Genomic DNA, 25681 nt, shown 5'->3' on the forward strand with positions numbered 1-25681 from the left:
ATGGGAAACTTTTCATAAAAAAATTGTAAAAGTGAAGCTCCACAAGCCTAGCTTACTAATTTCGCAGTCTTTTATTGAGATAATCAATACAGCGATAAGAGACAAGTCGATATTGACTTATCGTGCAAAAAAATGCGGAAATCCGCTATCTAATAGGCTCTCTGGTGCTAGAAATTAAGCCAGTAATATATTTATGTGAAATGAATAAAATGTGAACCAAAAAAAAGAAGTGTCATTTTTTAATGACACCTCTTTTTGCTTTATAAAATAATAGCGATTAGGCCGCCAGATCCCTCATTGATGATTCTTTCAAGTGTTTCTTTTAATTTATAGCGTGCATTCTCCGGCATAAGGGAAAGTTTTGCATGAATACCCTCACGGACAATGGAGCTTAAATTTCGCCCAAATATATCAGAATTCCAAATGGACAGTGGATCATCTTCAAAATCCTGCATCAAGTACCTCACTAGTTCCTCGCTTTGCTTTTCTGTACCAATGATTGGTGCGAATTCAGATTCTACATCTACTTTAATCATATGGATGGATGGCGCTACGGCTTTTAAACGAACCCCGAATCTTGATCCCTGGCGGATAATTTCCGGTTCATCTAAACTCATGTCTTGAAGAGACGGCGAAGCAATTCCATAACCAGTTTGTTTCACCATTTTTAATGCATCAGAAATTTGATCATATTCCCTTTTTGCATGGGCAAAATCCTGCATTAATTCCAGTAGATGATCTTTTCCGCGTATCTCTACTCCTACAATTTCTTTTAACACCTGGTCATACAGTTCATCCGGTGCAAACAAGTCAATTTCTGCTACACCTTGCCCCATTTCGATTCCTGCTAATCCCGCATTTTCAATAAAATCATACTCATTGAAATATTGAACAACGCGATCAACATCTCTTAATCTTTTAATATCTTTTACCGTTTCTTTCACGGCTTCCTGATAATTTTCCCTTAACCAATGGTTCTCTTTTAAGACCATTACCCAACTAGGAAGATTAACATTGACTTCAAGTACTGGGAATTCATATAATGCTTCACGAAGTACGTTTAATACATCCCCTTCGCGCATGCTTTCAACAGACATTGCCACCACTGGAATATCATATTTTTCCGCAAGTGACACTCTAAGTGATTCTGTTTCCGGATGATGCGGTCTAGCAGAGTTGATAACCATAATAAACGGCTTACCTACTTCTTTTAATTCAGCAATCACCCGTTCCTCTGCATCAACATAGTCATAGCGAGGAATTTCTCCAATTGAACCATCTGTTGTAATCACAACGCCTATTACAGAATGTTCTTGAATAACTTTTCTTGTTCCAATTTCGGCTGCCTCATGAAAGGATATAGGTTCCTCATACCAAGGTGTATGAATCATTCGTGGACCATTTTCGTCTTCGTAGCCTTTTGCACCTGGTACTGTGTATCCTACACAATCAACAAGACGAATATTGACATCAAGACCTTCGCCCACATGTACCGAAACGGCTTGGTTAGGTACAAATTTCGGCTCTGTTGTCATGATTGTTTTTCCTGCCGCACTTTGCGGTAACTCATCTTGTGCTCTATTTCTGTCTGCTTCATTTGAGATATTGGGTAAAACAACCAGTTCCATAAACTTTTTAATAAATGTAGACTTGCCGGTACGAACTGCTCCCACCACTCCTAAGTAAATGTCTCCACCAGTTCTTTCAGCGATATCTTTAAAAATATCTACCTTTTCCAAGAGATTCCCTCCCCACATTAAGTTACCGGGACATTACATCCGTTAAATATGATTGGACAATATATGTGTATGATGTTGTCCTATTATGTTATGACTAAAAAAGAGTAATTTTTTTATAGATTTAATTATAATTAGCGTTCAAAAAGATAGAAAAATAATAAACGTCTCATGGATTTAGGAGACAAATGCTAGTTTCTTTTCGCTTTTTGAACAACTGCTTATAATAAATAAAAACCCTTCCTCTACAATATATATTGTCTGAGAAAGGGTTATGACTATTTTGTCAAAAAGACTGGTTCATTTTTTTTATTAATGGTATATGGTAGTGAATACGCTGGAACAAAGGAAGAATCCTTTGTTAAAATGGATCTGATATCATCACCTTGTTTGTATGTAGCATGACCTTTTTTTAGGGCTTGATATAAATCCATTCGATAATCCACAAAAATATCTCCTGAACCATTAATAACAAAAGGAAGATTGTTATTTGTATATGGCGATACAACATAAGGCTCATCTTTATATCCTAATTTCTTAAAGTTAATGGTGTAAACATTATATGCAACTTGTTTACCAAAAGGAGGATACCCTTGGGCAGTAATACGTATCTTAATTTCACGTATTTTTTCGGCGATACGTAAATCAAATATTTTTACTGTAGGGTTCTTCTCTGCGTCAATAATGACATATTGAAAGATCCCGCCGTTTTCATAGGAATTCCCCGGCGATTCGGACATATATCTACTCTGAATTAATTTATTAAAATCTACAGGATACTTTTCATAGATTGAAGCACTTTTTTCCTCCGTTTTGATTGGGAGGATTCCATCGTTATCTTTTTTAAATTTCTCAACAGCTGTTTGGACCGTTTGAATTTGATCATCAAATGGAACTTGATTTTTTGATAACTTATCTTGAGGATATAAACATCCGCTCAACAATGATATAGAAGTAATCAGAATAATGCTAAGTACTATATTTTTCAAACCTATGGGACATCCTTTCTTGGTCAATACTAGACATATTTAAATGAAGTAAAATCCTTACATGTTAACCATTTGTCGGTCCGCTTAAAACAACGTAAAACATCATTAATCCTCCAACTATTAAACATATGTACGCTACTAATGCAGTAATAAATTTAAATGCCTTTGACTTTAATTTGTATCTGCTTACATAAATGGTTATCATCGCTATCGCCATGATTCCCATGGCAGCAATAGAGATCCACATTTTGAGCATGGACAGTGACATCCATCAAACCACCTTTATAAAATATATTAATATAAAATAAGAATGCATACTCGCACAATATTATATCATAAGGCAATGAAAATTGAATAAAATGACTTTGTCGAAAATAGAAAAATATAAGAACAGAAACGCAAAACTCCTCCATCATCGGCGTACGGATGAATTAAATTCAAAGTGTGATTTTACATATGTGGACTTAGCTAGAGAGACGGAGTAATCCCAGCAGATAAACCTATATCAACATGAAGATAAGTAAAAAAAAGTTACCCAGAAGGCTGAATTTTATCATTTCCTTTAAAGTAAAAAAAACAGAAGTAAGGGAGCGTTTCCTTACTTCTGTCTAAAAAATAGACAAATACCCATACCTTTGGCTCAAAGCTAATTACTTCATAGCATTTTATGCTACAAACTGTTGGTTGGTATCCTCGAATGCCCATATAATAAAATTCTTGTCTAAAGAAATTCTAAAATATCAATGGACTATAACGTATGAAACAGTGTTTTTATCAGTGACTATACACCTAAGCCATTCGTTAAATCTTCCATTTCATTGGTTTTTAATCGTCCCATTAATATATCAACCGCTTCCTTCGGGTTTTTATCATCGAATAGAACTTGATATAGTGCTTTGGTTATTGGCATCTTCACATTATATTTTTCCGAAAGCTGGTAGGCCGCTTTTGTCGTCCTGACACCTTCTACAACCATCCCCATACTTTCCAGAACTTCATCTAAATTTTTACCTTTTCCAAGCATGTTTCCCGCACGCCAGTTTCTAGAATGTACACTTGTACAAGTTACTATTAAATCTCCTATACCAGATAATCCTAAAAAGGTTAAAGGGTTTGCCCCCATCTTTGTTCCAAGCCGGGCAATCTCCGTTAAACCTCTAGTTATCAAGGCAGCTTTCGCATTATCACCATAGCCCAATCCATCAGAAATACCAGCAGCAAGAGCAATAATATTTTTTAATGCTCCACCTATCTCTACACCAATTACATCAGGATTTGTATAAACACGGAAATGTTGATTCATAAAAAGATCTTGTACCATATTGGCTGCATCCATGTTTTCCGAAGAAACCGTTACGGTCGTTGGATGTCTTAAACTAACTTCTTCAGCGTGACTTGGTCCTGACAGGACAACAATATCTTTAAGGATTTCCGATGGGAATTCCTGCTTGATCATTTCAGAAATTCGGAGCAACGAATCTGGTTCTATCCCCTTGCTTACATGTACAATGGTCAATGGACTTTTTTGAAAGCCACGAATTTCTCCAAGAACTTCCCTTATAGCCTTTGTAGGAACAGCAAGAATCATGGTCTCTATATTTTCTAAAGCTGCAGACAATGAGCTTATACCGATAATGGAATCCGGAAGATTTAAATTAGGTAAATACTTAACATTTGTGTGCCGGCTATTAATTTCATCAATCTGTTCTTGCTTATGCCCCCACAATCGTACTTCATGTCCATTATCTGCCAAAACCAATGCTAATGCAGTTCCCCAGCTTCCTGCCCCAATAACTGCTATTTTTTCTTTTTTATTAGACAATGATATCACCTGCTCAAATGTTATTTTCTTTGACGTGACAAAATTCGAATCGGTGTTCCCTCAAAATCAAATGCATCTCGAATTCGATTTTCCAAAAATCTCTCATACGAAAAATGCATTAATTCGGGATTATTCACAAAAACAACAAAAGTTGGCGGTTTTACCGATACTTGTGTGGAATAATAAATTCGTAGCCTTTGTCCCTTATCCGTCGGTGTTGGATTCATCGCTACTGCATCCATAATAACCTCATTTAAGATGCTAGATTGCACCCTTAATGAATGGTTTTCACTAACCCTTCTTATTACAGGGATTAAATTATTCACCCTTTTCTTAGTCTTAGCTGACACAAAGACAATTGGTGCATAGCTTAAAAAGAGAAAATGTTCTCGTATCTTTTCTTCAAATTTCTTCATCGTTTTCTCATCTTTTTCTACCGCATCCCATTTGTTAACAACTATTACTATTGCCCTTCCAGCTTCATGCGCATATCCAGCAATACGTTTATCCTGTTCTCTAATGCCTTCCTCACCGTTTATGACAACACAAACAACATCTGACCGTTCAATAGCTCTTAATGCACGCAACACACTATATTTTTCTGTACTTTCATAAACTTTTCCTTTTTTTCGCATCCCAGCCGTATCAATAATGACATATTCCTGATCTTCAAATGTATAAGATGAATCTATTGCATCACGTGTAGTGCCCTCAATATCACTTACAATCACACGTTCTTCCCCTAGTATAGCATTTACGAGTGAAGATTTTCCAACATTTGGACGACCGATAAAGCTGAATTTAATTACATCATCATCATAGACTATTTCATCCTGCTTAGGAAAATGCTTTGCGGCCTCATCTAGTAAATCCCCTAAGCCGATACCGTGTGCACCAGAAATCGGAAACGGCTCTCCAAAACCGAGGGCGTAGAAATCATATATTTGATCCCTCATTTCGGGATTATCAATTTTATTTACTCCTAACACAACAGGTTTTTGCGACCGATATAATATTTTTGCTACCATCTCATCAGCTGTCGTTACACCTTCACGGCCACTTACGATAAAAATGATGACATCCGCTTCATCAATGGCGATTTCAGCTTGAGCGCGGATTTGTTCTAAAAAGGGTTCATCCCCTATATCAATACCGCCAGTATCAATAATATTAAAATCATGTGTAAGCCACTCCGCAGAACTATATATACGGTCCCTAGTAACACCAGGAATATCCTCTACAATCGAAATACGTTCTCCAACGATTCGATTAAATATTGTGGATTTCCCCACATTTGGACGACCTACGATAGCGACAACAGGCTTTGCCACTTCTATCACCCTTTCATCTATTTCTATTCATTTTCATGCGTCATTTACTAATCCACTATTATTTTATACTACTTTAAATTAAATACTTTCGGAATTGATATGTATTATCACTATAATCAACTAAAGATCTGGAAATACAATCTATTTTGCAAATATTATATTTTTAATAGGCACTAGCTATAATAGTTTAACAATAATATGGTCTGCAATCAATGAAAGATTCCATTACTATTCACCAATCAATCATTTTCTTTACCGCATCTCATCCATGTTTTTGTTTTCCAACGGAGTTTTTTAATGACATATTGGAAGATATATGTTGGATAAAAAACCATGTTAATGTAATAAAAAAGTAAATGGCGCAAATATCTAAGTAATCTCCGGAACAAGCATTATACGTAAATTCCCATTTAGACAATATAACCCCATAGACTATTTCTCCTTGTATTGTGCCCAGAACGGAGCAAACTAAATGAGAAAATAGACTTTTTGGATAAAGAATTTGTGCAATAAGAAAGATCAAGATTGCGGTCATAACATGGTAATCAAGAATCAACCAAACTGGATCATATAAAATCATTAATAAATAACCTGTATAGCCGGTTATCATAATAATAATGGCAATCATCATAAAGATTCTTTTGGAAAAAGCAAGAAATGCAATATACACATATCCGATAATTAGAAATATTATGGCAGGAACTTGAATGCTCAAAGGTGCGATATGAACTTTATATGGAAATACAATAATGAAGACTAATGAAAGAAATGCTAACGGAAAGCGAAACTTATTTTGCTTGTGCATAAGAAAAGTGGCAACAATCCATGTCCCCCACAAGAATCCAATAAATATCGAGCCTGGCACTTTTTTCTCTCCCTTCTTTAACCATTATTCATTATGGGAAAATAAAAAAATTTCTAATCGTGAATAGCAAATATTTATGGAGATATCCTTATGATAGAAGCGGTTCAACTATTAGGGGTATTCCCTAAATGGTAATTATCAGGTTGATCCTTTCTACTTTTATTTAAGGGGGTGTTTCGATGGGAAAAGATAGACAAGAGAAAAAATTAAGAAAGAGCAAAAAAGTGGAGTCAGATAGAGACCAGGCATTACATTATGATGGTGCAACCAGATTAGAAGGACCTGAGGAAGCCCGAAAGAGACAGCGTGGATAAGATAGGTAGGCAAATTTTATGATAGCAAAAGAAAAAGGGACATAAGAAATATGCGCCCCTTTTCTTTTGCTAATACTAAGAAATTAGCCAGTATTAAATTCGTATTACTTTACAATGCATGTTTACTTTCTCTTACTTTAAATTTTTTAATTTATCTCCGATCACTTCACCAAGCTGAAATCCTTTGGTTTCTTCTGGCAATTCATATTCAATATGATTGTCAGCATCTTTTTCCTCTAATTCCTTTATGCTTAGGGAAAGTCTTTGTTCCTTTTCATTAACATCTAGAACTTTTACTTGGACTTGTTGTCCTTCTTTTAACACTTCATGAGGAGTTCCAATATGTTTGTGGGAAATTTGCGAAATATGCACAAGACCTTCTACCCCTGGATATACTTCGACAAATGCCCCAAATGATACAATTCGTTTTACTACACCTGTTAAAATCGAATCAACTGCAGCTTTTTCTTCAATATTCGTCCAAGGTCCCGGTTGTGTTTCTTTAATGGATAATGAAATTCTTTCATTATCTAAATCCACAGAAAGCACCTTGACTTGGACCTTTTCACCCTCATGTACAACATCTGATGGCATTGAAACATGGTTATGAGATAGCTGGGATATATGAACTAATCCGTCCACTCCTCCTATATCAACAAATGCACCAAAATTAGTAATTCGTTGTACCACGCCTTCTAATATTTGGCCGGCACTAATGTTTTTTAATACTTGTTTTTTCTTTTGTTCCTTTTCTGTTTCAATGACAGCACGGTGAGAGAGAATAAGACGATTTTTCTCCTGATCTAGTTCAACAATTTTAAATGAAATTGTTTTGCCTTTATAATCCGAGAAATCTTCCACGTAATGATCCTCTACCAATGATGCTGGTACAAATCCCCGAACTCCGAGGTCTACTACCAGACCACCTTTTACAACATCGTTTACAACCGCATCGAAAACATCACCATTTTCAAAACGACGTTTCATTTCTTCCCATGCTTTCTCTGCATCCGCTTTTCGCTTAGACACAACTAATGCATCTTCTTCTACCTTTGTTACCACTAATTCGAGTTCGTCTCCTACTTTCACCACATCAGAAGCATGTTCCACATGCAGACTTGATAGTTCGCTTATTGGAATAATACCATCAAGTTTACTTCCATCAATTGAAACAAGCACTTGCTTTTCTTCAATTTTGGTTACAGTTCCTTTAACTTTATCATTCTCAGAAAAAGTTTTGACTTCCACTTGACTCATATCTTCTGTCATATGTACTCCTCCTTAATCGAACTGCTGAAAACTTTCGCCCTTCCTTAATAGTGGAATAAAGACAAGAGTTCAGTTAAATGAAAAGCTTTGTAGCTAATCGTCTAATATCTAATAATTCAAAAAAGATATTCTCTCTACTAACTTCTTACAAATATGAAAATTTGTCAAGTAAAGTAGTCCCTTATCGATGTTTTTCTATAAGCGTACGAATATTATTCATAATTACTTCCGTAACCTCATCCGCACTTGCTTTATTCTCCCTGTAATAGGACATATCAATAGGTTCCCCATAAATAACTTTAAGCTTTTTAAAAGGTTTATATGGTCCAATAATCGCACAAGGTACAACATGTGCATTGGATCTTAATGCAAAGAAACCTGCACCAGCAAGTCCCTTTCCGAGTTCTCCCGTCTTACTTCGATGGCCTTCAGGAAATAATCCTAATACTTTATTTTCTTTGAGTGCACCCAAGCCTTTTCTAAGAGCCTCACGATCACTCATTCCCCTTTTAACGGGAAATGCATTTAATTTTGTGACTAGCGTTTTAATAACTGGTGTATTAAACAGCTCTTCTTTTGCCATAAAGACAACTGGACGGGGACATGTAATACCGACAACAGGAGGATCTAAGTTATCTATATGATTGGAACATAAAAGAACACCGCCGTCTTTTGGAAATGATTCCAAGCCAATAACCTCCATACGATATAGAGGCTTAAGTATCGAATGAACGACAACCTTAGCAAATGAATAAAATGTCACGACTATCAAATCCTTTCAAGGACAAGATGCATGATTTTATCCACCACTTCACCAATGCTTAAGGAAGTAGTGTCTAACTCGATAGCATCTTCTGCCTTACGCAATGGAGCAACTTCTCTTTCAGAATCTAATTTGTCCCTTAACTCAATTTCTTCTTTTAGTTTATTTAAATCAGAAGGAAAGCCTTTGGAAATATTTTCTGCGTGCCTTCTTTCCGCTCGTTCATCCACACTAGCTAATAAAAATATTTTCAATTCTGCATTTGGTATGACATGAGTGCCTATATCTCTGCCATCCATTACAATGCCACCGTTTTTAGCAAAATCCTTTTGACGTCGGACCATTTCTTCTCGTACAGAACGGTATTTTGACACAATGGAAACAGAATTTGTCACTTCCGCTTCACGGATTGCATTTGTCACATTCATTCCATCAACAAATACTGATTGACCATTTTCACTAGCCACCAACTTAATTTCGGTATCAAGCAAAAGTTCTGCCAGAGCATGTTCATTATCTAAACTAACGCGATTTTGAAGGGCTTTGTAAGTTAATGATCGATACATCGCTCCTGTATCAATATAAATATATGATAATTTTTCTGCGATAATCTTCGCTACGGTACTTTTCCCGGCAGCGGCGGGTCCATCAATTGCAATTCTAATTTTTTTCAATGCTTCTTCACCTACTAATCCTAATCCTATGTAATTATCTTTCTTATATTAACACAAAAATGGTAATTTAGTGATACATCATAAATGTTTTTCAGTTATAAATAGAAAAAAAGACAGGATATTCTTCTGTCTTTATGGATTACTTTTCCATGTTTCCATGATGGGTGTTTCGTTTTGTTGATTGACTCCTTCATAATAAGTGATTCTTTGTAAATCTTTTAAATTCTGAAAGTGTTGGAAAATAAATTGAAAAAAAACTAGTAATAGAAAATGGAAAATAACTATTTTAAGGATCCATCTTTCTATAGTTTTCATCATTTCACACCCCCTGTAAATAATGATATCATTGTTTACATTATTGGGATTTTAAAAACGTTCTATACTTTCATACCGTATTTAAGATAGTCCTTTTTTTCTAAGCTCTAATTGCCTTTCAAAGCAGAATCTTAATAACACTTGTTTTTCTTTAGCACTAATGTCTTTAAATTTAAGCGATGCTATATGTTTACCGTCTTTTTCCCACATGCGGATTACATAGAATGGCAATCTTAGATACATATGTCCTGATTGTAAAGGCAAGACAAATAATCCTTCCCCCTCTTCATTTTGATCGACTTTTATATTCATTGGAAGAAGAACTGCACATCCTCCAGCACTAATATCCTCCGTAATAGTAGGAATTTGCTGATTTGATTGAGGTAATGATACTGAAACATCCACAGCTGTTTCAATACGAACAAATTGCCTTCGCTGTATTTTAATTAATTGATCATCTCCGGGAAAATGAAGAATAATTAGCGGGATGTTTTTTTTCACTTTTCCAATTACTTGAGTCCTAAATTTATAGGCAACATTATTTTCCGAAATAAGCACCGCATCGAATGATATTGAATTTGCTAAGAAAGTAGTTCTATTAGTTTTTAAATTTTTAGGATAATCAATATAAATCCGATCTTCTTCAATATCTGCAATTTTACACCTATATTTTTCATCTAAATCATTATCTAACGGTTCCAGTGTTAAAGACATTCCAATTTTCAGCATCTGTAATTTACACTTCCCTACGACTTTTCTCAATACTATAACTATTTTACCAATAATGATAAAAATATTAAATTAGCTCAGTAGTATATTTTCTGTTTATATTTAAAAAGTCTCTTTACTTAACCTTTGTATAAAATCTAAGAGCAGATTTTAATCTGTTGCAATTTACATATAGTAAAAATCGGCAGTAGGATTTTCACAGTAATTTTCTACAATTAAATGAAAAACGGAATGTAGAAAAGAGCTCGAATCCTATCCATTTCAAAGATTATATACTTATACGAAAAGTAAACAATTTTTGTGAAAGTAGCCTATAAAAAAAAGAAAAGCCTAAACAGCTTTTCTTATAAAGCATTTTTATATATTGCTTCAGCATTTTTAAATTTTTCTACTTTTTCTTCGACACCAGTAGTCGCATTAATATATATACGGTATGTGTCGTTTCCTAAAGTTCCTAAAAATTCATAGCAAAGAACTTCCTCATTAAGATCATTCACAATAAGCGCTAATCGATCTTCCATAATCTTAAGTTTCGGATTTATATATCCTTTCGCTTCCGTCAAGCTTAATGTTGGCTTGGGTATGTTGCGCTTATAGTGACTTTGCAAATAATCCTCTATCGTAAAGCCAATCACCTGACCATTATCGAGGGCAATTTTCATTTTAATGGTTTCGGGATAAATTCTTATTCCGTTTTGAACTGTTACAAAGGAATAAACGCCGACAGTATCATATTGAGAACTTTCAAAACTTTGCATCCCCTCAAAATGATGGCTCTTTAAAAAACTTAAGGCCATTCTCTCTCCATCATTTAAGCTTATTTTTTGTTTTCCGATTTTACGCTGGTTCATATACCATATCGGATGGCCGCCTTTTTTGCTTATATCCATTACTTCTTCTATATTATTTTTCCCTTTTAAGGTCACACTGTAAAAGCCAAATTTAGCTCCTTTCTTACTTTCAGTCACTTTCACTACATCGGCATCCTTCATAGCTGAATACCCTTTTGCAATCTTTTCTACCTCTGCCTTTGACATGATTTTCCCCTGTACATGCTGGTAATTCTCGTCCCTTTTGCTGTAGCTTACAAAGGAAGGATTATCCATATTTGCCTCGTCATACCCTTTGGCTGTTTTTTCAACAGTCTTAAAACCATCAATAATCGTGTTGTCTGACGCTTCTTTTCCAGTTGCAAGCGCTAATTCAACATCCATCCATCGTAAGTTATTTTTTAGAACCAGATGTTGAACATGACGAAGCTCTCCTTGAATATCCTCACTCTGACTGTAAAGTTTTTTCAATGTACTATATTCTTGGTCTGTTAATGGTTTTTTATCTAAATCTCTTATAGCTGTTTGGTAACTAAAACTTCCTATCTTCGTCAGGAATTCCTCTGTTTTGTTAAATGGTAATAATGATAGAGGCAGCTGTCCCACACTATTATGTGCTTCCGATGTTAATCTCCAAACTTCTGCCAATCCAGGGGATAAAGATTTTCTAGAATTCATAGCAAGTGTTGTACCGATTTTATCGTGCAGAAGGTCCATCTGAAAGGCTAAATTATGGAAGGCACGTTGATAGTTATTCTCTGAGTTAATTAAAATCGCATTCTTTTCACGATGTTCTTGATATCCCCAGACAGCTGTACCCACTACTCCGAGTGACAAAATCGTAATTATTATTCCTCTGATCAACTTTCATCACCCCTTATTTACAAAAAATATGTTTACCAATTTGCTTGATTTGCGGTCTACTCCAAATCCATTTACTCGTGGCGGTTGCAGGGTTAAAATAATATAATGCATTGCCTGTTGGATCCCACCCATTAATCGCATCCATCACTGCATTCTCGGCGGTTTTGTTTGGAGTCAACCAAATTTGTCCGTCTGCTACAGCAGTAAATGCGCCCGGCTGAAAAATAACCCCTGACACAGTATTAGGAAAAGAAGAACTTTCAACACGATTTAAAATAACAGCGGCTACTGCAACCTGCCCTTCATAAGGCTCTCCTCTCGATTCTCCGTATACTGCATTCGACATCAGCTTAATATCATTTTGAGAATAGCCATTTGGCACATTAGTAGCCGTTACATTGGATGTATTATTTGGCTTTGTGGAATTGGCATTGGTGGAGGAGGATTTTGGCTTAATTTGTTTATCGATATCTACTCCACCATAATACGTAAAATCATTGCCTTTTCGTATTTGTTCCATGACAAAATCCCTATTATAATTTGAAGCCGATACTAATTTTGCTTTTGTGCTTGCTCCTGCCAATCCATCAATAGGAAGTCCAAATTTCTCTTGAAAATTTCTCAATGCCCAATATGTACCCCAACCAAAAACACCATCAATCTTCCCTTTATAGTAACCAATATTTTGTAAACGTGCCTGCAATTCTATTACATCGTCACCTGTAGCACCGCGCTGAATTATCTGATTTGAAAAAGCTTTTACACTATGCTGCACGTTTGTAATCGATACTAAGGGTACTATCACTACAATGAAGAAAACTTTCAATAAGGAGCTATACTTCATGAATCTAACCCTCCAAGAATAATGTTGAATTATCACTAGTTTTTGAAATTGGAGGTATTTTATTCAAAAAAAATATAAATGGTGGAATGCTATTGGGTAGGGGGGGATTATTTGAATTTACCTTTTTTAATCAGCGGGTTTGAATAAAACCCACTGATTAAGAAAGCTGCTTTATTTTTCTATTGCCTTTTGATGAAGTTTTTCTGTTAATATATGGGCATGCTTTACTTTTCTTAAACCATACCACCAGAGGAATAACATAAAAGGAATCATACAATAAATCCAATTTTTAACCGAAATCAGGATATAATCATAAATTCCATGAAGCAAGAAGGAGATAAAAAAGGATAAAAATAACCATTTTATATAATTTTTATCGCTGGAGAATTTCCCTTTTCCCAAATAATATCCCATTACAACACCAAATAAAGCGTGGCTTGAAACAGGAAGCAATGCACGTCCAATTGCAACTTCAATACCGCTGCTAATCAGTGATAAAATATTTTCCACTGTTGCAAAACCAAGGGAAACACTAACACCATATACAATTCCATCATATGGTTCATTAAAATCTCCATGCGTATATACGGTAAAAAATAAAATAAACCATTTAAAAAACTCCTCGAGCAAGGCAGTACTTATAAATGCATTTTCTATTTTCCCTTGCATAATATGTTCGGTTATTAAAACATGTTGTATAAACATAATCGGAAAAGTTAAAATTGCCCCATACATAAAAGATTTAAAAACGAGCAAAATCGGTTCTTGTTCATATTGATCCTTTAAATAAAAGTAACTCAGTAGTGCAAGTCCTGGTGCTATACCCGCTGATATAATAACCAGCATGAAACGCCCTCTTTTCTTTCTGTTTTCTTAATCGTATCATGTATATATACGGATGGAAACAACATAATCAAAAAGTACTATTTTAAACAATATTTACCATCCACTTAAACAGAAGCATGTTTACTATTATTTCACAGCTTTGGAGGAAATCATATGAAAAAAAATATATTAGTTATTCATACTGGCGGGACAATATCTATGTTTGAAGATCATGAGACTGGAGCAGTGAAACCAGGAGAAGAAAATCCATTAACATCACAAACTTCGACTCTTTCTGATCTCGCTAATTTAATCATTAAGGAACCTTTTAATCTTCCTTCACCACATATTACTACCAATGAAATGTTATTTTTAAAGGATATGATTATGGAGGAATATCAAAATAATCAAATAGATGGAGTTGTGATTACCCATGGAACAGACACATTAGAAGAAACCGCATATTTTCTTGATTTGACAATTCCTCATGATTTTCCGATTGTAGTTACAGGTGCAATGCGATCAAGCAATGAAATTGGTTCTGATGGATTATATAACTTGATATCATCCATTCGTGTTGCTGAATGTGATGGTGCAAAAGGAAAAGGCGTCCTAGTTGTATTAAATGATGAAATTCATACAGCAAAAAATGTTACAAAAACCCATACTAGTAATGTCTCAACCTTTCAAAGTCCTCAATATGGACCAATTGGCATCGTTGCTAAACAAGGAATCATTTTCCATCATCAGCCTACTGATAGAGAATTTTACAGCATAAACAATATTTCAAAGAAAGTGGCATTAATAAAGGCACATGCTGGAATGGATTCTTCTCTACTTTTCGCTATAAAAGATATGCAATATGATGGAGTTGTGATTGAAGCCTTAGGACAAGGGAATTTACCTCCTGCTACAGTTGAAGGAGTCCAATCGCTGATAGATGAAAATATTCCTGTTGTTGTTGTATCTCGCTGTTTTAATGGAATTGTACAAGATGTTTATGGGTATGAAGGCGGAGGAAAAAGGTTGAAAGAAATGGGTGCCATTTTTTCAAACGGCCTCAATGGCCAAAAAGCAAGGATTAAACTCCTCATAACACTATCCTACACACAAAATATTAAAGAGATTGAAGAAATTTTTCATCATTAAAAAATAAAAACTCCCGCTTATGGGAGTTTCATTTTTATTCACGATTTTTTATTGCATTGGCAATGAGTCCACCATGGAACCGTCCATTTTCAATAAAGATTTCATTTGCATTATTACCCGCAGCTATAACACCCGCGATAAAAATTCCTGGGATATTAGTTTCCATTGTTTCTTCATCAAAATTTGGTTTTCCGGTTTCTTGATCTATAGTAACACCCATATTTTGGATAAAATGATGATCTGGATGGTAACCGGTCATCGCAAATACAAAATCATTTTTAATTTCCTTTTTTATTCCATTTACTTCATAAATCAAACTTTTATCTTTTATTTCTACCACATTTGCCTTAAATTCCATTCGAATCGCCCCGTTACGGATAAGGGAGTCAAACTCTGGCAAAATCCATGGCTTTACACTTTGGGAATACTCACTTCCTCGATATAAAACGGTAACTCTTGCTCCCGCCTTATTTAATTCAATGGCTGCATCAACTGCAGAATTCTTTCCACCAATAACGGTTACATCCATGTCGAAGAAAGGATGTGGCTCCTTAAAATAATGTAAGACCTTATCTAAATCTTCTCCAGGGATATTCATATAATTTGGGTGATCATAATAACCGGTTGCTACAATTACATACGGTGTGCAATATTGACCTTTTGAGGTATTTACAATAAATATATTGTTTTCCTTTTCTACATTCATTACCATTTCGTAACGATTTACTCTAATATTTTTTCTTTTCGTTACTTCCCGATAATAAGTTAATGCTTGATTCCGCTTTGGTTTTAAGTTTTCTGTAATAAAAGGAACTTCCCCAATCTCTAATTTTTCGCTTGAACTAAAAAAGGTTTGGTGTGTTGGATAATGGTAAATAGAATTTACTATATTCCCCTTTTCGATAATCAGCGGATTCTTTCCGATGTCTTGCAGTGCAATTGCTGCTGCTAAACCACACGGACCGCCACCTACAATAATACAATCCTCTTGTTGCATAAGTTTCACCTCTATAATTACACTAAAAATCAGTACTAATTTAATAATTACGATTTCTAATTAATTCGCCCTCAGGCGCATGTAAACAGTATTTATCATAAATGAAAAGAAATCCCCTATCAACATGATAGGAGATTTCCTTTTTTCCTGCAATGAAATTGATTGGAAAAGATAATTAAAATAAGTCCGGCAATAATGTAAAGGTTAGAATAAATTAAATCCAACCTCTAAAACGTGAGGCTTCCGCTGCTTTTCGAACTCCAACCATATATGCCGCAAGTCTCATATCTACTCTTCTAGTTTGTGCTGTATTATAAACATTTTCAAAAGAATGCACTAATACTTTTTCAAGTTTCTCATCAATTTCTTCTTCTGACCAATAATAACCTTGATTATTTTGTACCCACTCGAAGTAAGAAACGGTAACTCCACCTGAAGAGGCTAAAACATCAGGAACTAATAATATACCTCGTTCTGTTAAAATACGCGTCGCTTCAAGAGTCGTTGGGCCATTTGCAGCCTCTACAACAATTTGTGCACGAATATTATGTGCATTTTCTTCTGTGATTTGGTTTTCAATCGCTGCTGGAACGAGAATATCACAATCTAATTCCAATAATTCTTTATTTGTTATTGTATTATCAAAAAGTTTTGTAACTGTCCCAAAACTATCTCTTCGATCAAGTAAATAATCTATATCTAGCCCGTCTGGATCATAAAGTGCACCATAAGCATCAGATATTCCGATGACTTTTGCACCCTCGTCATGCATGAATTTGGATAAAAAGCTTCCTGCGTTACCGAATCCTTGAACAACTACACGTGCGCCTTTGAGGTTTATGCCTTTGCGTTTTGCAGCTTCATGAATACAAATCGTAACACCTTTTGCAGTTGCAGATTCACGGCCATGAGATCCACCCAGTACTAATGGCTTTCCAGTAATAAATCCAGGAGAATTAAATTCATCGATACGGCTGTACTCGTCCATCATCCATGCCATAATTTGTGAATTCGTGAATACATCAGGTGCTGGGATATCCTTGGTAGGACCAACAATTTGACTGATAGCCCGAACATATCCGCGACTCAAAGCCTCAAGCTCTCGGAAAGACATTTCACGAGGATCACAAATAATGCCTCCCTTTCCTCCTCCATACGGCAGATTCACAATTCCACACTTTAATGTCATCCAGATGGATAGTGCCTTTACTTCATTTTCTGTTACATTTGGATGAAAGCGAATTCCGCCTTTTGTAGGACCCACGGCATCATTATGCTGTGCACGATATCCGGTAAATATTTTGGTGGTACCATCATCCATTCGAACCGGTATCTTAACTGTTAACATTCTCATAGGTTCTTTTAACAATTCGTACACTTCTTCAGGATATCCGAGTTTTTCTAATGCCTCATGGATAACTGTTTGTGTTGATTTTAAAACATCATGTTTTTCTTCTAATGCTTTTTGTTCTGCACCCTTCTCGGCTGCCATTATTGCAAACCTCCTAAATATTCACTCTGTAATAAAAGTATCAGCCTTTCAGACATAGTATACACTTTTAGTACATGATTGCAATATATAAAATAATACTTTTTAATATTTTGTAACCGTTGCCATTCTAACCATAACAAAAAAGGAAGTTCATTTGCATGAGACCTCCTTGAGTAATTTTTTTATTATTTTGAAAAATAGCTCACGATAACATCTAATGCATACTGAGAAATAATCGGCAATCCGTACTCTTCCAAAAATTCAGCCGAGATGTTCGTTTGTGTTCCATATTCTTCACATAAAAACGTTAACGACTGCAAATCATTTGAGTGAATTATTAAGTAATATTGATTTTCAAATTGTAGAAGCTTACTATCTATATTTAACTTTAAATTTTCTACACACAAGGACAGCAAAATAACGTCTTCAATGGACTCAAAACAATATATACCATATTGGTTGGTATGATTATTGGCAGTATCCTCTTCCACTACATCAGTTATTTCGTCCATCGTTAATATTAATACAATTTCCTTTGGGTTCAGAGAAAAAATTTCAATGGAGATGGAATCTGTCATCTCAAAATGATATTCTTCCTTCGCAACCTCCACCATTTCATCAAATAAATCATGCCAAATAAAGGATTCCAATCCTTCTTCCAGGAACCCTTTTTTTACTAGTTCCTCAAACGTAATCGAGTACTTTAATTTGTTTTGTGATAAACGTTCTAACTTCATTTAACTTCGCCCCCTGAACTTTGGCTCTTATCACCATAGTATGAAAAGGGCGTTAGATGGTTCATTTCAATTCCATTTATGAAAAGCTGTTCGTTTTATTCCTTTTTTATCGTGATGAAATGTGCTTCAGGCTTTGCACCAAGTCTTAAAGGCAGCATACTTGTTCCATAGCCATTGCTTACAAATAATGTAGTAACAGCTGATTTATATATCCCGCCCTTTCGATATGGGGTAAACCCCAAAACCTGGATTTGACCGCCATGTGTATGCCCGCTCATAACAAAAGAAATATTATCTTCTTCACTCATTTTCGCTATAATATCGGGGTTATGACTTATCAGCAATTTAAAATCTGCAAACTCTGTACCATGTAAAGCTAAATCTAACCGATCATTTTCCTGTGATAAGTCATCAATTCCTAATATAGCGATGGAGTCTCCATTCGGTGCCCGAAAAATGACTGATTCATTTCTCAACACTCTTACCTGGTATTCCTTTAAAATTTTCAGTAATTTAGACTCCTCTACTTCATAATCATTATTTCCCCAAACAAAAAAAAGCGGGCCTATTCTTTTAAGTAATTGTAAATTATACTCCACTCTGCTTACTGGTACTCCTTTTTCTAGCAAATCTCCTCCTATTATAACAAGATCCGCTTGTTTTTCGAGGTTACTTATCATTGCTTCCTGAACTTTTCGGCGATGAATATCAGAAATAAAAAATATTTTCATATCTTTAAATCCAGCTGGATAATCCGGAAAAGTAATTGTCTGATGTAATACTTGATTTAAAGATGCTTCTTTAAACATGTAAAATATTAACAGTAAAATAAGAATTAAGATAACCAATATTTGTACCATCCATTACCTCCAAAATATGGAACAATCAAATCATAAAAATTAAAGTAGATATTCCAGTTTAATATTTATATACATGATAATAAAAATCCTCCCTGGCGTGAGAGGAGTCCATAAACAATCTTTCGTACATAATTTTAGTCGTGATGGAAGCGTGCTAGTTTTTTCCACTATTTCAGATTCACTCCCCCGACTGTTTATCAATTCATTTTTAATACCTCAATAAATTCAAATAATTTCTTTAATCTAAAATTACAATTTAGTCTGTCCCCTAAAATTAAAGACATTTTATATATTCATTTCCCATACACTTAAATAGGTAATGCATAAGGAGGGGAAAAAATGTCTTCAAATTATAAAAGCTATAAACCATTTGTTAGTCCATTCGATCCATGTCCACCAATTTTAGAAAAAACCTATTCTACCCCACCCCAATTATATATGGGATTTCAACCGCCAAATTTACCACAATTTTCACCGCTTGAAGCTTTAAAAACAGGGACATTATGGAAACCATTTTATGATCCTTATTATAGTCCATACGAAAGAGCGAGGGAGTGATTAATTCATGAAAGAATTACCGCCTGAATATTATCAAATGCTGGAAGAAATCCAAGCACTTGATTTTGTTATTGTGGAATTAACCTTATATTTAGATACCCATCCAGATGATCATGAAGCCATTCAACAATATAATATGCTAATTAAGCAAAGAAAACCGTTAAGAAAGGAGTTTGAAAAACGCTTCGGTTCACTAACAAGTTTTGGCTATAGTTATTCTCATTATCCGTGGGAATGGAAAGAAGCACCGTGGCCATGGCAAGTATAAATATTTCATTTCAAAAGGAGTGATCAGAAGAATATGTGGGTATATGAAAAAAAGCTTCAATATCCAGTAAGAGTTAGCACATGTAATCCTATGCTTGCAAAATTCCTTATTGAACAATATGGCGGTGCAGATGGGGAACTAGCAGCAGCTTTGCGCTATCTAAATCAGCGCTACACCATTCCTGATAAAGTAATCGGACTTTTGAATGATATTGGAACCGAAGAATTTGCTCATTTAGAAATGATCGCTACGATGGTCTATAAGCTAACAAAAGACGCGACACCAGACCAATTAAAACAAGCTGGACTGGCATCACATTATGTTGACCATGATTCAGCTTTATTTTATCACAATGCTGCTGGTGTACCGTGGACAGCTACGTATATTCAAGCAAAAGGTGATCCGATAGCAGATCTATATGAAGATATTGCTGCAGAAGAAAAGGCAAGAGCTACGTATCAATGGATAATCAATATGAGTGATGATCCTGATTTAAATGATGGATTAAGATTTTTACGTGAAAGAGAAATTGTCCATTCCCAGCGCTTTCGTGAGGCAGTAGAAATTATCAAAGAAGATAGGGAGAAAAGGAAATTTTTTTAGAACTCCCTATTTAGCTTCATGATATAAATTAATATCATATTGTTTTTTCATCATTTCAAATATCTCATGACGTGTTTTCCATGCTTCTTCTTTCCAAAGATCTTTGCTTCTATCGATGATTTCACATCGCAATTCATGGTACTCTTTTTCATATTTTTCTTTTTTGTCATAAAGAACCTTCGTTGCTCCTAAAAAAAAGACGGCAAGAAATAAGAAAAACATATGATTTTGGTTGTTAAAGATGATGGAAAAAATCTCAAAAAAAGAATAGGAATAAGGCTGTAAAACTATATGGTACATGAGATATAAGATGGTAAAACAGTAAAAAACACTTATCCACAAAAGATAAAAATGGTAACTTTTGTATCTATCGAATTTTCTTTTTTTATTCACAACATTTTGCAGCATTTGTTTTGTTGCTTTATCCGTCCTATCACTTAAATTTAAAATGGAAGAGTCCATTCATCATCACCTCCCGGCCTTAACACTCTTAGTATATTTTATGAGGCTGTCCTATAACTATGTCAGGGAAAAGAAAAAGAGCAGCAATTTTTTGTGAAAAATAGCTGCTCTTTTTCTTATTTTGGTAATGGTATTTGCAAGGTTTGGCCAACTTGTATTTCATTATTGACAATATGATTCTGCTCAATAATTTTTGCTATGCCATCCTTTGAATGGTAATATTTCATAGCGATACTAAACAATGTTTCCTTCGGCTGAACAACATGATTTATCATTTGGATATCGGAAGTATCATTTGTTTGCACACTTGTTGCTTGTTCTCTATTATCTGACACCTTTTGCTCCTGGTTTACTTCCTCCACCTTATTTTTCGTATTTTGGACTGTAGTTGTTCCATTCTTGGTAATGTTGTGAGTTGAATCAGAATTGTGATCATTTATGATTGCATCTTCATTTGACTTTTTATCCGTATTCGCCACTATTTTTTTATCTTGAGAAGAATCATGATTATCTGTTTCATATAAAACTTCCTCCCCGCCTGGAGATTCCAAAGAGCCTGTTTTTAACGGCGATTGGTGATGAGAAAAATATGTATAGGCAACAATAGTACTGATGGGTAATAGAATAAAAAATGTTAAAAGTACCTTTAATAAAGGGAAGTTTCTTTTTTTCTTTTTCTTCCGCTTCTTAGAATGATGGAGTTCCATCCGCGAAAGAATTACTTCTTCTCCATCGTTATCAACTATATTATTTACCTTCTCCAGCCTTTGTTTCTTCTTTTCAACCTGGTCGATATATGTTTCAGAATACATATAATCCCCCTATTCATTTCTTCCTTAGCTTAATTGCAATGCCTAAAAACAAATCAATGATGAAATGCATAGTGATAGTTGTAAGCAAATGATGATCGGAAAACTCATAAACAGCACCGATCCAAAAACTAAGAATGACGATGTTAATAATAAGAAACCAATGTCCCCAATACCTAATATGAACTAATGCAAAGATGATACTACCGACAATTATTCCGAAATGGGTTTGTATAATTCCGCGAAACAATACTTCTTCACAAAACGCAATTAATAGGGTTAAACCGATAATCTCAAAAACAGATCGACTTTGAAATATCTTTTCATTAATCCCACCATCATCGTAATAACTCTGCGGTAACACTTTCATTAGAAATAAATCTAGAATCACTACCAATATCCCATTTGGGATTCCTATTACATATATAGACGAATCAAATCGAAAAAGGTTGAAAAATGAAGATATATCTTTTATAAAAAATATACCTAAAATAATAGAAATCGTTAATAGGACTATTTGAGTAGCAATGATATGAAATGTTAATTCTTTTTTGGAAAGCTGCCCGATGATTTCCGCCTGATTCATTTTTTTCATGTAAATAACATCACTTTCTTAATAATAAATTTTGAAGCAACACTTCCCATGGTTCATTAACTTTTTTGGTTTCAGTCGTTTCATGCGCTTCATAATCACTCAAATTAATCCCACAATTGTCACAGCATCTTTCCACTTCAACTGCTGCTTTTGCTTCATTAAAATATGATAATATCCCCAGTCTCCTACACATATTGGATTTAATCCACTTGTCCATTTGTGCAATTTTCACTTGTTTATATTGAAGCCGCTCATCCCTTATTTGTTTTATTTGTTCGACTTGTTGTCTAGTAGGTACTTTGGACGGTAGATAGAATTCAAGAAACCGTTTCTGTGTGTCTGTCAGTTCTAAGCCATTAGAGGCGGACGGTTGATTAAGATTGTCTACATATATATCAATTTGATAGTCGGAAGGTAACTCATTTTCCATCAATTGAGTAGGGAGCTGTATATCACCAGGACTATCCAATAAAATTGCAATACTTTTGCTACCGTCTCTGCCTGCCCTTCCTATTTCCTGCAAATAGGATTCTAGGCTCTGGGGCATATGAAAATGGAGCACAAATCGAATATTCGTTTTATTAATTCCCATACCAAACGCACTTGTAGCACATATTATGTCTAATTCATCAAATAGAAATTGCTGCTGGATCAACATTCTTTGTTCCTGTTCCATTCCACCATGGTATGCTGCTGTATTCAAAAGACCATCTTCTTTCAAAATGTGTACCATTTCTTCACAAACTTTTTTACTAGAAAAATATATAATTCCGGGTTTTTCAAGTTTCTTGACTAACCATCGCATTTCTTTTATCTTTTCTTCATAGTTTTGAACACGATGGACGACCATGGAAATATTAGGACGATCTACAGAAAATATACACTCCTCTACTGCAGGGAGCTCTAACAACTGAACGATATCCTTCCGAACTTCCTCTGTTGCAGTTGCTGTTAATGCAAGAGATGTTGGAGCCCCTAACTGCTTTCTTATCTCACCTAACCGTAAATAATCGGGACGAAAATCATATCCCCATTGTGATATACAGTGAGCTTCATCAATCACAAATAATGAAATAGACACCTTTTTGCAGTATTCTAAAACAGCTGGAATAGAAAGCATTTCAGGAGAGATATAGATGAACTTATACTGATGAAGAGACTTTAATATCTGATATCGTTCATTTGCTGACAGAAAGGAATTTATCGCCACCACTTTCTTCTCACCCATCATTCTCATTTGCTCTACTTGGTCTTGCATTAATGAGATTAGTGGAGATACAATAAGGACCGTTCCTTGCAATAAATAACCAGGAAGCTGATAACATAACGATTTGCCAGTTCCTGTTGGAAGCATAGCCATAGTATGCTTGCCTTTTAAAACCGAATGAATGACTTCTTCCTGCCCAGGTCGAAATGATTGAAAATGAAAATACTTTTGTAATGCCTCATATATATTCAACTTAATCACCTATTTTTAGCTAGAGCCAATCTAATGTGAAAGTAAGAGACCCCCTCCAGCTGTTCTTTAATTAGTTTGAGTTTTTGTTTTCCCATCCTCTTCGCTATTCTCATAATTTTTTCTTCTGTATCGGAGTCTATAAAAGTCCTTATACTAAATTCTGGATTATTTAATGCTATTTCAATAATATGGTCCTGAATCGTGCTTTCTTTTAAATTTCTTATCTTTGAAATTTCGGAAATCGTATAGTTTTTTAATAGAAGCTTATACGTCTCGACAGTAGATTTTGTCATTGGAAATGGTTCATCTATGTCTTGCATAATCGAAAATAATATAGGATAACTATGCCTATTACCCAATACTTGTTCCACTACATAATGAAGTAAATGTAAAAATCGGAACCAGTATTCCGTCGTTTCCATTGACAGTTTGTCTGCTGTTTGTTCGACTGTTTTCCCAATTTGGTTATATCCAGTTAATCGATAAACGAACATTTCAGGGCTTTCAGGTGGATTCTTTGAAAAAATAGTATAAAGTTCATTGTAAATTGCTTCACCTAATTGATGCTTTGTCATTTTTTGAGACAATATAAATTGTCTTACCCATCTTAATAACTTCGTATCTCGAGTAATAGGGTAATAAAGACGACTGTCATGGACTAAGTTTGATAATACCTGAATTAGAATACATAGCCTGTTCCAAATAATAAACGGTTGCTCCTGATATTTCATGCCATTAAGAAAAGACGGAAAAGAATAGTTCGAAAAAAAAGCATTGATTTGTTCTACACCTTTATTTGTCAGGAAATACTGATTATTTTCTTTCACTTCTAATAATCCCTTGTTAATAAGCGATTGAATACATTCATCAAAGTCTGACCGCTTTAAATATGGGAATGTATAAAATAAAGCCTTTATCTGATAAAGATAAGCGTCTTGAATCGTTTGACTTGATTTTTTCCCTTTTATTAAGTGAAACACTGCATAGACAGAACGCTCACTTTTCAATTTTTTTAAAATCCATAATATTAATGCTTCCAAAAAAGTCATGAGAAACACCTATTGTCTTTTTATGTCTAATTTTAGCATATTTTTGCCGGATAACAGCATTATTTACGAACAAAATTAGAAGAATTTCCTATACTGAACCTTTTTATTGAAATGTATAAGAGGGAGACTTAGAATTAGATGTGGGGAAAATTTTATTTGTGTTTAAAAAGGAAGTAACTATAGATATGTTCCGGGAGGTTTAGCATTTATGCCTAAATATACAATTGTTGATAGAGATACATGTATTGCTTGTGGTGCTTGCGGGGCAGCTGCACCAGATATATTCGATTATGATGATGAGGGGCTTTCCTTTAACATTCTGGATGATAATCAAGGAACCGAGGAAATTCCAGAAATACTTGAAGAGGACTTAATGGATGCTTTTGAAGGATGTCCCACTGAATCCATAAAAATTGCTGAAGAGCCTTTTGATGGGGATCCTTTAAAATATGAATAATAAATAAGCATGCAGC

29 protein-coding genes are annotated in these 25681 nt (G+C 34.8%); 6 read left to right on the top strand and 23 right to left on the bottom strand.

Going from position 1 to position 25681, the window contains the following annotated elements:
* Positions 1-260: 260 nt before the first annotated feature.
* The 6 genes from spoIVA to CWO92_RS05990 form a co-directional block, all read right to left on the bottom strand.
* Positions 261-1739 carry a stage IV sporulation protein A gene (spoIVA, locus tag CWO92_RS05965; protein ID WP_101353286.1) on the bottom strand — a complete coding sequence of 493 codons (1479 nt, stop codon included), beginning with the start codon at positions 1737-1739 and terminating at the stop codon, positions 261-263.
* Between the two features lie 275 nt (positions 1740-2014).
* Positions 2015-2725, bottom strand: coding sequence for a YphF family lipoprotein (locus CWO92_RS05970; RefSeq protein ID WP_101353287.1), 711 nt, complete (start codon positions 2723-2725; stop codon positions 2015-2017).
* Positions 2726-2789: 64 nt separating this feature from the next.
* Positions 2790-2993 carry a DUF2768 domain-containing protein gene (locus tag CWO92_RS05975; protein WP_101353288.1) on the bottom strand — a complete coding sequence of 68 codons (204 nt, stop codon included), beginning with the start codon at positions 2991-2993 and terminating at the stop codon, positions 2790-2792.
* 513 nt (positions 2994-3506) lie between these two features.
* Positions 3507-4547: an NAD(P)H-dependent glycerol-3-phosphate dehydrogenase gene (locus CWO92_RS05980; protein ID WP_101353289.1), complete on the bottom strand. Its 1041-nt coding sequence runs from the start codon at positions 4545-4547 to the stop codon at positions 3507-3509.
* A 20-nt stretch (positions 4548-4567) separates the two neighbouring features.
* Positions 4568-5878 carry a ribosome biogenesis GTPase Der gene (gene der, locus CWO92_RS05985; RefSeq protein WP_101353290.1) on the bottom strand — a complete coding sequence of 437 codons (1311 nt, stop codon included), beginning with the start codon at positions 5876-5878 and terminating at the stop codon, positions 4568-4570.
* Positions 5879-6140: 262 nt separating this feature from the next.
* On the bottom strand, positions 6141-6743 hold the full coding sequence (locus CWO92_RS05990) for a YphA family membrane protein (RefSeq protein ID WP_101353291.1): 603 nt from the start codon (positions 6741-6743) through the stop codon (positions 6141-6143).
* A 179-nt stretch (positions 6744-6922) separates the two neighbouring features.
* Here CWO92_RS05990 and CWO92_RS05995 point away from each other — a divergent pair, with 179 nt between their 5' ends.
* Complete coding sequence (locus CWO92_RS05995) at positions 6923-7057, top strand: YpzI family protein (protein WP_101353292.1); 135 nt, start codon at positions 6923-6925, stop codon at positions 7055-7057.
* Positions 7058-7189: 132 nt separating this feature from the next.
* On the opposite strand, the gene rpsA is transcribed toward CWO92_RS05995, so the two are convergent.
* The 8 genes from rpsA to prsW all read right to left on the bottom strand — a co-directional run bounded on the left by rpsA (position 7190) and on the right by prsW (position 14191).
* Entirely contained in the window at positions 7190-8326 is a 1137-nt protein-coding gene (rpsA, locus tag CWO92_RS06000; protein WP_101353293.1) for a 30S ribosomal protein S1, read from the bottom strand.
* A gap of 181 nt (positions 8327-8507) precedes the next feature.
* Positions 8508-9089 (bottom strand): lysophospholipid acyltransferase family protein, encoded by a 582-nt coding sequence (locus CWO92_RS06005; RefSeq protein ID WP_101353294.1) that lies wholly within the window; start codon positions 9087-9089, stop codon positions 8508-8510.
* A gap of 5 nt (positions 9090-9094) precedes the next feature.
* The gene (gene cmk / locus CWO92_RS06010) at positions 9095-9763 is read right to left on the bottom strand and encodes a (d)CMP kinase (protein ID WP_101353295.1); all 669 of its coding nucleotides are present in this window, start codon (positions 9761-9763) and stop codon (positions 9095-9097) included.
* A gap of 132 nt (positions 9764-9895) precedes the next feature.
* Positions 9896-10081, bottom strand: a complete 186-nt coding sequence (locus CWO92_RS06015) for a DUF5359 family protein (protein WP_101353296.1) — start codon at positions 10079-10081, stop codon at positions 9896-9898.
* 78 nt (positions 10082-10159) lie between these two features.
* The gene (locus CWO92_RS06020) at positions 10160-10807 is read right to left on the bottom strand and encodes a flagellar brake protein (RefSeq protein ID WP_101353297.1); all 648 of its coding nucleotides are present in this window, start codon (positions 10805-10807) and stop codon (positions 10160-10162) included.
* A 344-nt stretch (positions 10808-11151) separates the two neighbouring features.
* Positions 11152-12501 carry a germination protein YpeB gene (gene ypeB, locus CWO92_RS06025; RefSeq protein ID WP_101353298.1) on the bottom strand — a complete coding sequence of 450 codons (1350 nt, stop codon included), beginning with the start codon at positions 12499-12501 and terminating at the stop codon, positions 11152-11154.
* 13 nt (positions 12502-12514) lie between these two features.
* Entirely contained in the window at positions 12515-13345 is an 831-nt protein-coding gene (sleB, locus tag CWO92_RS06030) for a spore cortex-lytic enzyme (RefSeq protein WP_101353299.1), read from the bottom strand.
* A 171-nt stretch (positions 13346-13516) separates the two neighbouring features.
* The gene (prsW, locus tag CWO92_RS06035) at positions 13517-14191 is read right to left on the bottom strand and encodes a glutamic-type intramembrane protease PrsW (RefSeq protein WP_101353300.1); all 675 of its coding nucleotides are present in this window, start codon (positions 14189-14191) and stop codon (positions 13517-13519) included.
* Positions 14192-14344: 153 nt separating this feature from the next.
* Here prsW and CWO92_RS06040 point away from each other — a divergent pair, with 153 nt between their 5' ends.
* On the top strand, positions 14345-15319 hold the full coding sequence (locus tag CWO92_RS06040) for an asparaginase (protein WP_101353301.1): 975 nt from the start codon (positions 14345-14347) through the stop codon (positions 15317-15319).
* Between the two features lie 34 nt (positions 15320-15353).
* Here CWO92_RS06040 and CWO92_RS06045 read toward each other — a convergent pair whose 3' ends face one another.
* The 4 genes from CWO92_RS06045 to CWO92_RS06060 form a co-directional block, all read right to left on the bottom strand.
* Positions 15354-16316 carry a YpdA family putative bacillithiol disulfide reductase gene (locus tag CWO92_RS06045; protein WP_101353302.1) on the bottom strand — a complete coding sequence of 321 codons (963 nt, stop codon included), beginning with the start codon at positions 16314-16316 and terminating at the stop codon, positions 15354-15356.
* Between the two features lie 214 nt (positions 16317-16530).
* Entirely contained in the window at positions 16531-17808 is a 1278-nt protein-coding gene (locus CWO92_RS06050) for a Glu/Leu/Phe/Val family dehydrogenase (RefSeq protein ID WP_101353303.1), read from the bottom strand.
* Between the two features lie 185 nt (positions 17809-17993).
* Positions 17994-18545 carry an adaptor protein MecA gene (locus tag CWO92_RS06055; RefSeq protein WP_101353304.1) on the bottom strand — a complete coding sequence of 184 codons (552 nt, stop codon included), beginning with the start codon at positions 18543-18545 and terminating at the stop codon, positions 17994-17996.
* A gap of 95 nt (positions 18546-18640) precedes the next feature.
* Positions 18641-19405 carry a metallophosphoesterase gene (locus tag CWO92_RS06060; protein ID WP_101353305.1) on the bottom strand — a complete coding sequence of 255 codons (765 nt, stop codon included), beginning with the start codon at positions 19403-19405 and terminating at the stop codon, positions 18641-18643.
* A 339-nt stretch (positions 19406-19744) separates the two neighbouring features.
* Here CWO92_RS06060 and CWO92_RS06065 point away from each other — a divergent pair, with 339 nt between their 5' ends.
* The 3 genes from CWO92_RS06065 to CWO92_RS06075 are packed head-to-tail and all read left to right on the top strand — an operon-like array spanning position 19745 to position 20834.
* A complete protein-coding gene (locus CWO92_RS06065; RefSeq protein ID WP_101353306.1) occupies positions 19745-19963 on the top strand; it encodes a spore coat associated protein CotJA in 219 nt (72 codons plus the stop codon).
* Positions 19964-19970: 7 nt separating this feature from the next.
* The gene (locus CWO92_RS06070; RefSeq protein ID WP_101353307.1) at positions 19971-20231 is read left to right on the top strand and encodes a spore coat protein CotJB; all 261 of its coding nucleotides are present in this window, start codon (positions 19971-19973) and stop codon (positions 20229-20231) included.
* A 33-nt stretch (positions 20232-20264) separates the two neighbouring features.
* Positions 20265-20834 carry a manganese catalase family protein gene (locus tag CWO92_RS06075; protein WP_101353308.1) on the top strand — a complete coding sequence of 190 codons (570 nt, stop codon included), beginning with the start codon at positions 20265-20267 and terminating at the stop codon, positions 20832-20834.
* Positions 20835-20840: 6 nt separating this feature from the next.
* On the opposite strand, the gene CWO92_RS06080 is transcribed toward CWO92_RS06075, so the two are convergent.
* The 5 genes from CWO92_RS06080 to CWO92_RS06100 form a co-directional block, all read right to left on the bottom strand.
* Complete coding sequence (locus tag CWO92_RS06080; RefSeq protein ID WP_101353309.1) at positions 20841-21296, bottom strand: DUF2663 family protein; 456 nt, start codon at positions 21294-21296, stop codon at positions 20841-20843.
* Between the two features lie 116 nt (positions 21297-21412).
* The gene (locus tag CWO92_RS06085) at positions 21413-22108 is read right to left on the bottom strand and encodes a LysM peptidoglycan-binding domain-containing protein (RefSeq protein ID WP_101353310.1); all 696 of its coding nucleotides are present in this window, start codon (positions 22106-22108) and stop codon (positions 21413-21415) included.
* A gap of 13 nt (positions 22109-22121) precedes the next feature.
* The gene (locus CWO92_RS06090; RefSeq protein WP_101353311.1) at positions 22122-22700 is read right to left on the bottom strand and encodes a CPBP family intramembrane glutamic endopeptidase; all 579 of its coding nucleotides are present in this window, start codon (positions 22698-22700) and stop codon (positions 22122-22124) included.
* A gap of 10 nt (positions 22701-22710) precedes the next feature.
* Positions 22711-24168: a RecQ family ATP-dependent DNA helicase gene (locus tag CWO92_RS06095; RefSeq protein WP_437177514.1), complete on the bottom strand. Its 1458-nt coding sequence runs from the start codon at positions 24166-24168 to the stop codon at positions 22711-22713.
* Positions 24165-25208, bottom strand: a complete 1044-nt coding sequence (locus CWO92_RS06100; RefSeq protein ID WP_101353313.1) for a YpbB family protein — start codon at positions 25206-25208, stop codon at positions 24165-24167. Before CWO92_RS06100 ends, CWO92_RS06095 begins: the two co-directional genes overlap by 4 nt.
* Before the next feature lie 208 nt (positions 25209-25416).
* On the opposite strand from CWO92_RS06100, the gene CWO92_RS06105 reads away from it, so the two are divergent.
* Positions 25417-25665, top strand: a complete 249-nt coding sequence (locus tag CWO92_RS06105) for a ferredoxin (RefSeq protein WP_101353314.1) — start codon at positions 25417-25419, stop codon at positions 25663-25665.
* Positions 25666-25681 lie beyond the last annotated feature (16 nt).

Origin of the sequence: Heyndrickxia camelliae (assembly GCF_002844575.1) — a bacterium.
Lineage (GTDB): Bacteria > Bacillota > Bacilli > Bacillales > Bacillaceae_C > Margalitia > Margalitia camelliae.

Bases quoted from the DNA above. Each gene is read 5' to 3' on its own strand.
- sleB (WP_101353299.1), bottom strand. From the start codon at position 13,345: ATGAAGTATAGCTCCTTATTGAAAGTTTTCTTCATTGTAGTGATAGTA.
- CWO92_RS06020 (WP_101353297.1), bottom strand. From the start codon at position 10,807: ATGCTGAAAATTGGAATGTCTTTAACACTGGAACCGTTAGATAATGAT.
- CWO92_RS06085 (WP_101353310.1), bottom strand. From the start codon at position 22,108: ATGTATTCTGAAACATATATCGACCAGGTTGAAAAGAAGAAACAAAGG.
- CWO92_RS06055 (WP_101353304.1), bottom strand. From the start codon at position 18,545: ATGAAGTTAGAACGTTTATCACAAAACAAATTAAAGTACTCGATTACG.
- CWO92_RS06040 (WP_101353301.1), top strand. From the start codon at position 14,345: ATGAAAAAAAATATATTAGTTATTCATACTGGCGGGACAATATCTATG.
- rpsA (WP_101353293.1), bottom strand. From the start codon at position 8,326: ATGACAGAAGATATGAGTCAAGTGGAAGTCAAAACTTTTTCTGAGAAT.
- CWO92_RS06070 (WP_101353307.1), top strand. From the start codon at position 19,971: ATGAAAGAATTACCGCCTGAATATTATCAAATGCTGGAAGAAATCCAA.
- CWO92_RS06050 (WP_101353303.1), bottom strand. From the start codon at position 17,808: ATGGCAGCCGAGAAGGGTGCAGAACAAAAAGCATTAGAAGAAAAACAT.
- CWO92_RS05975 (WP_101353288.1), bottom strand. From the start codon at position 2,993: ATGTCACTGTCCATGCTCAAAATGTGGATCTCTATTGCTGCCATGGGA.
- CWO92_RS06075 (WP_101353308.1), top strand. From the start codon at position 20,265: ATGTGGGTATATGAAAAAAAGCTTCAATATCCAGTAAGAGTTAGCACA.
- CWO92_RS06060 (WP_101353305.1), bottom strand. From the start codon at position 19,405: ATGGTACAAATATTGGTTATCTTAATTCTTATTTTACTGTTAATATTT.
- CWO92_RS06015 (WP_101353296.1), bottom strand. From the start codon at position 10,081: ATGATGAAAACTATAGAAAGATGGATCCTTAAAATAGTTATTTTCCAT.
- prsW (WP_101353300.1), bottom strand. From the start codon at position 14,191: ATGCTGGTTATTATATCAGCGGGTATAGCACCAGGACTTGCACTACTG.
- CWO92_RS05995 (WP_101353292.1), top strand. From the start codon at position 6,923: ATGGGAAAAGATAGACAAGAGAAAAAATTAAGAAAGAGCAAAAAAGTG.
- CWO92_RS06090 (WP_101353311.1), bottom strand. From the start codon at position 22,700: ATGAAAAAAATGAATCAGGCGGAAATCATCGGGCAGCTTTCCAAAAAA.
- CWO92_RS06100 (WP_101353313.1), bottom strand. From the start codon at position 25,208: ATGACTTTTTTGGAAGCATTAATATTATGGATTTTAAAAAAATTGAAA.
- CWO92_RS06045 (WP_101353302.1), bottom strand. From the start codon at position 16,316: ATGCAACAAGAGGATTGTATTATTGTAGGTGGCGGTCCGTGTGGTTTA.
- CWO92_RS06105 (WP_101353314.1), top strand. From the start codon at position 25,417: ATGCCTAAATATACAATTGTTGATAGAGATACATGTATTGCTTGTGGT.
- CWO92_RS06065 (WP_101353306.1), top strand. From the start codon at position 19,745: ATGTCTTCAAATTATAAAAGCTATAAACCATTTGTTAGTCCATTCGAT.
- CWO92_RS06080 (WP_101353309.1), bottom strand. From the start codon at position 21,296: ATGGACTCTTCCATTTTAAATTTAAGTGATAGGACGGATAAAGCAACA.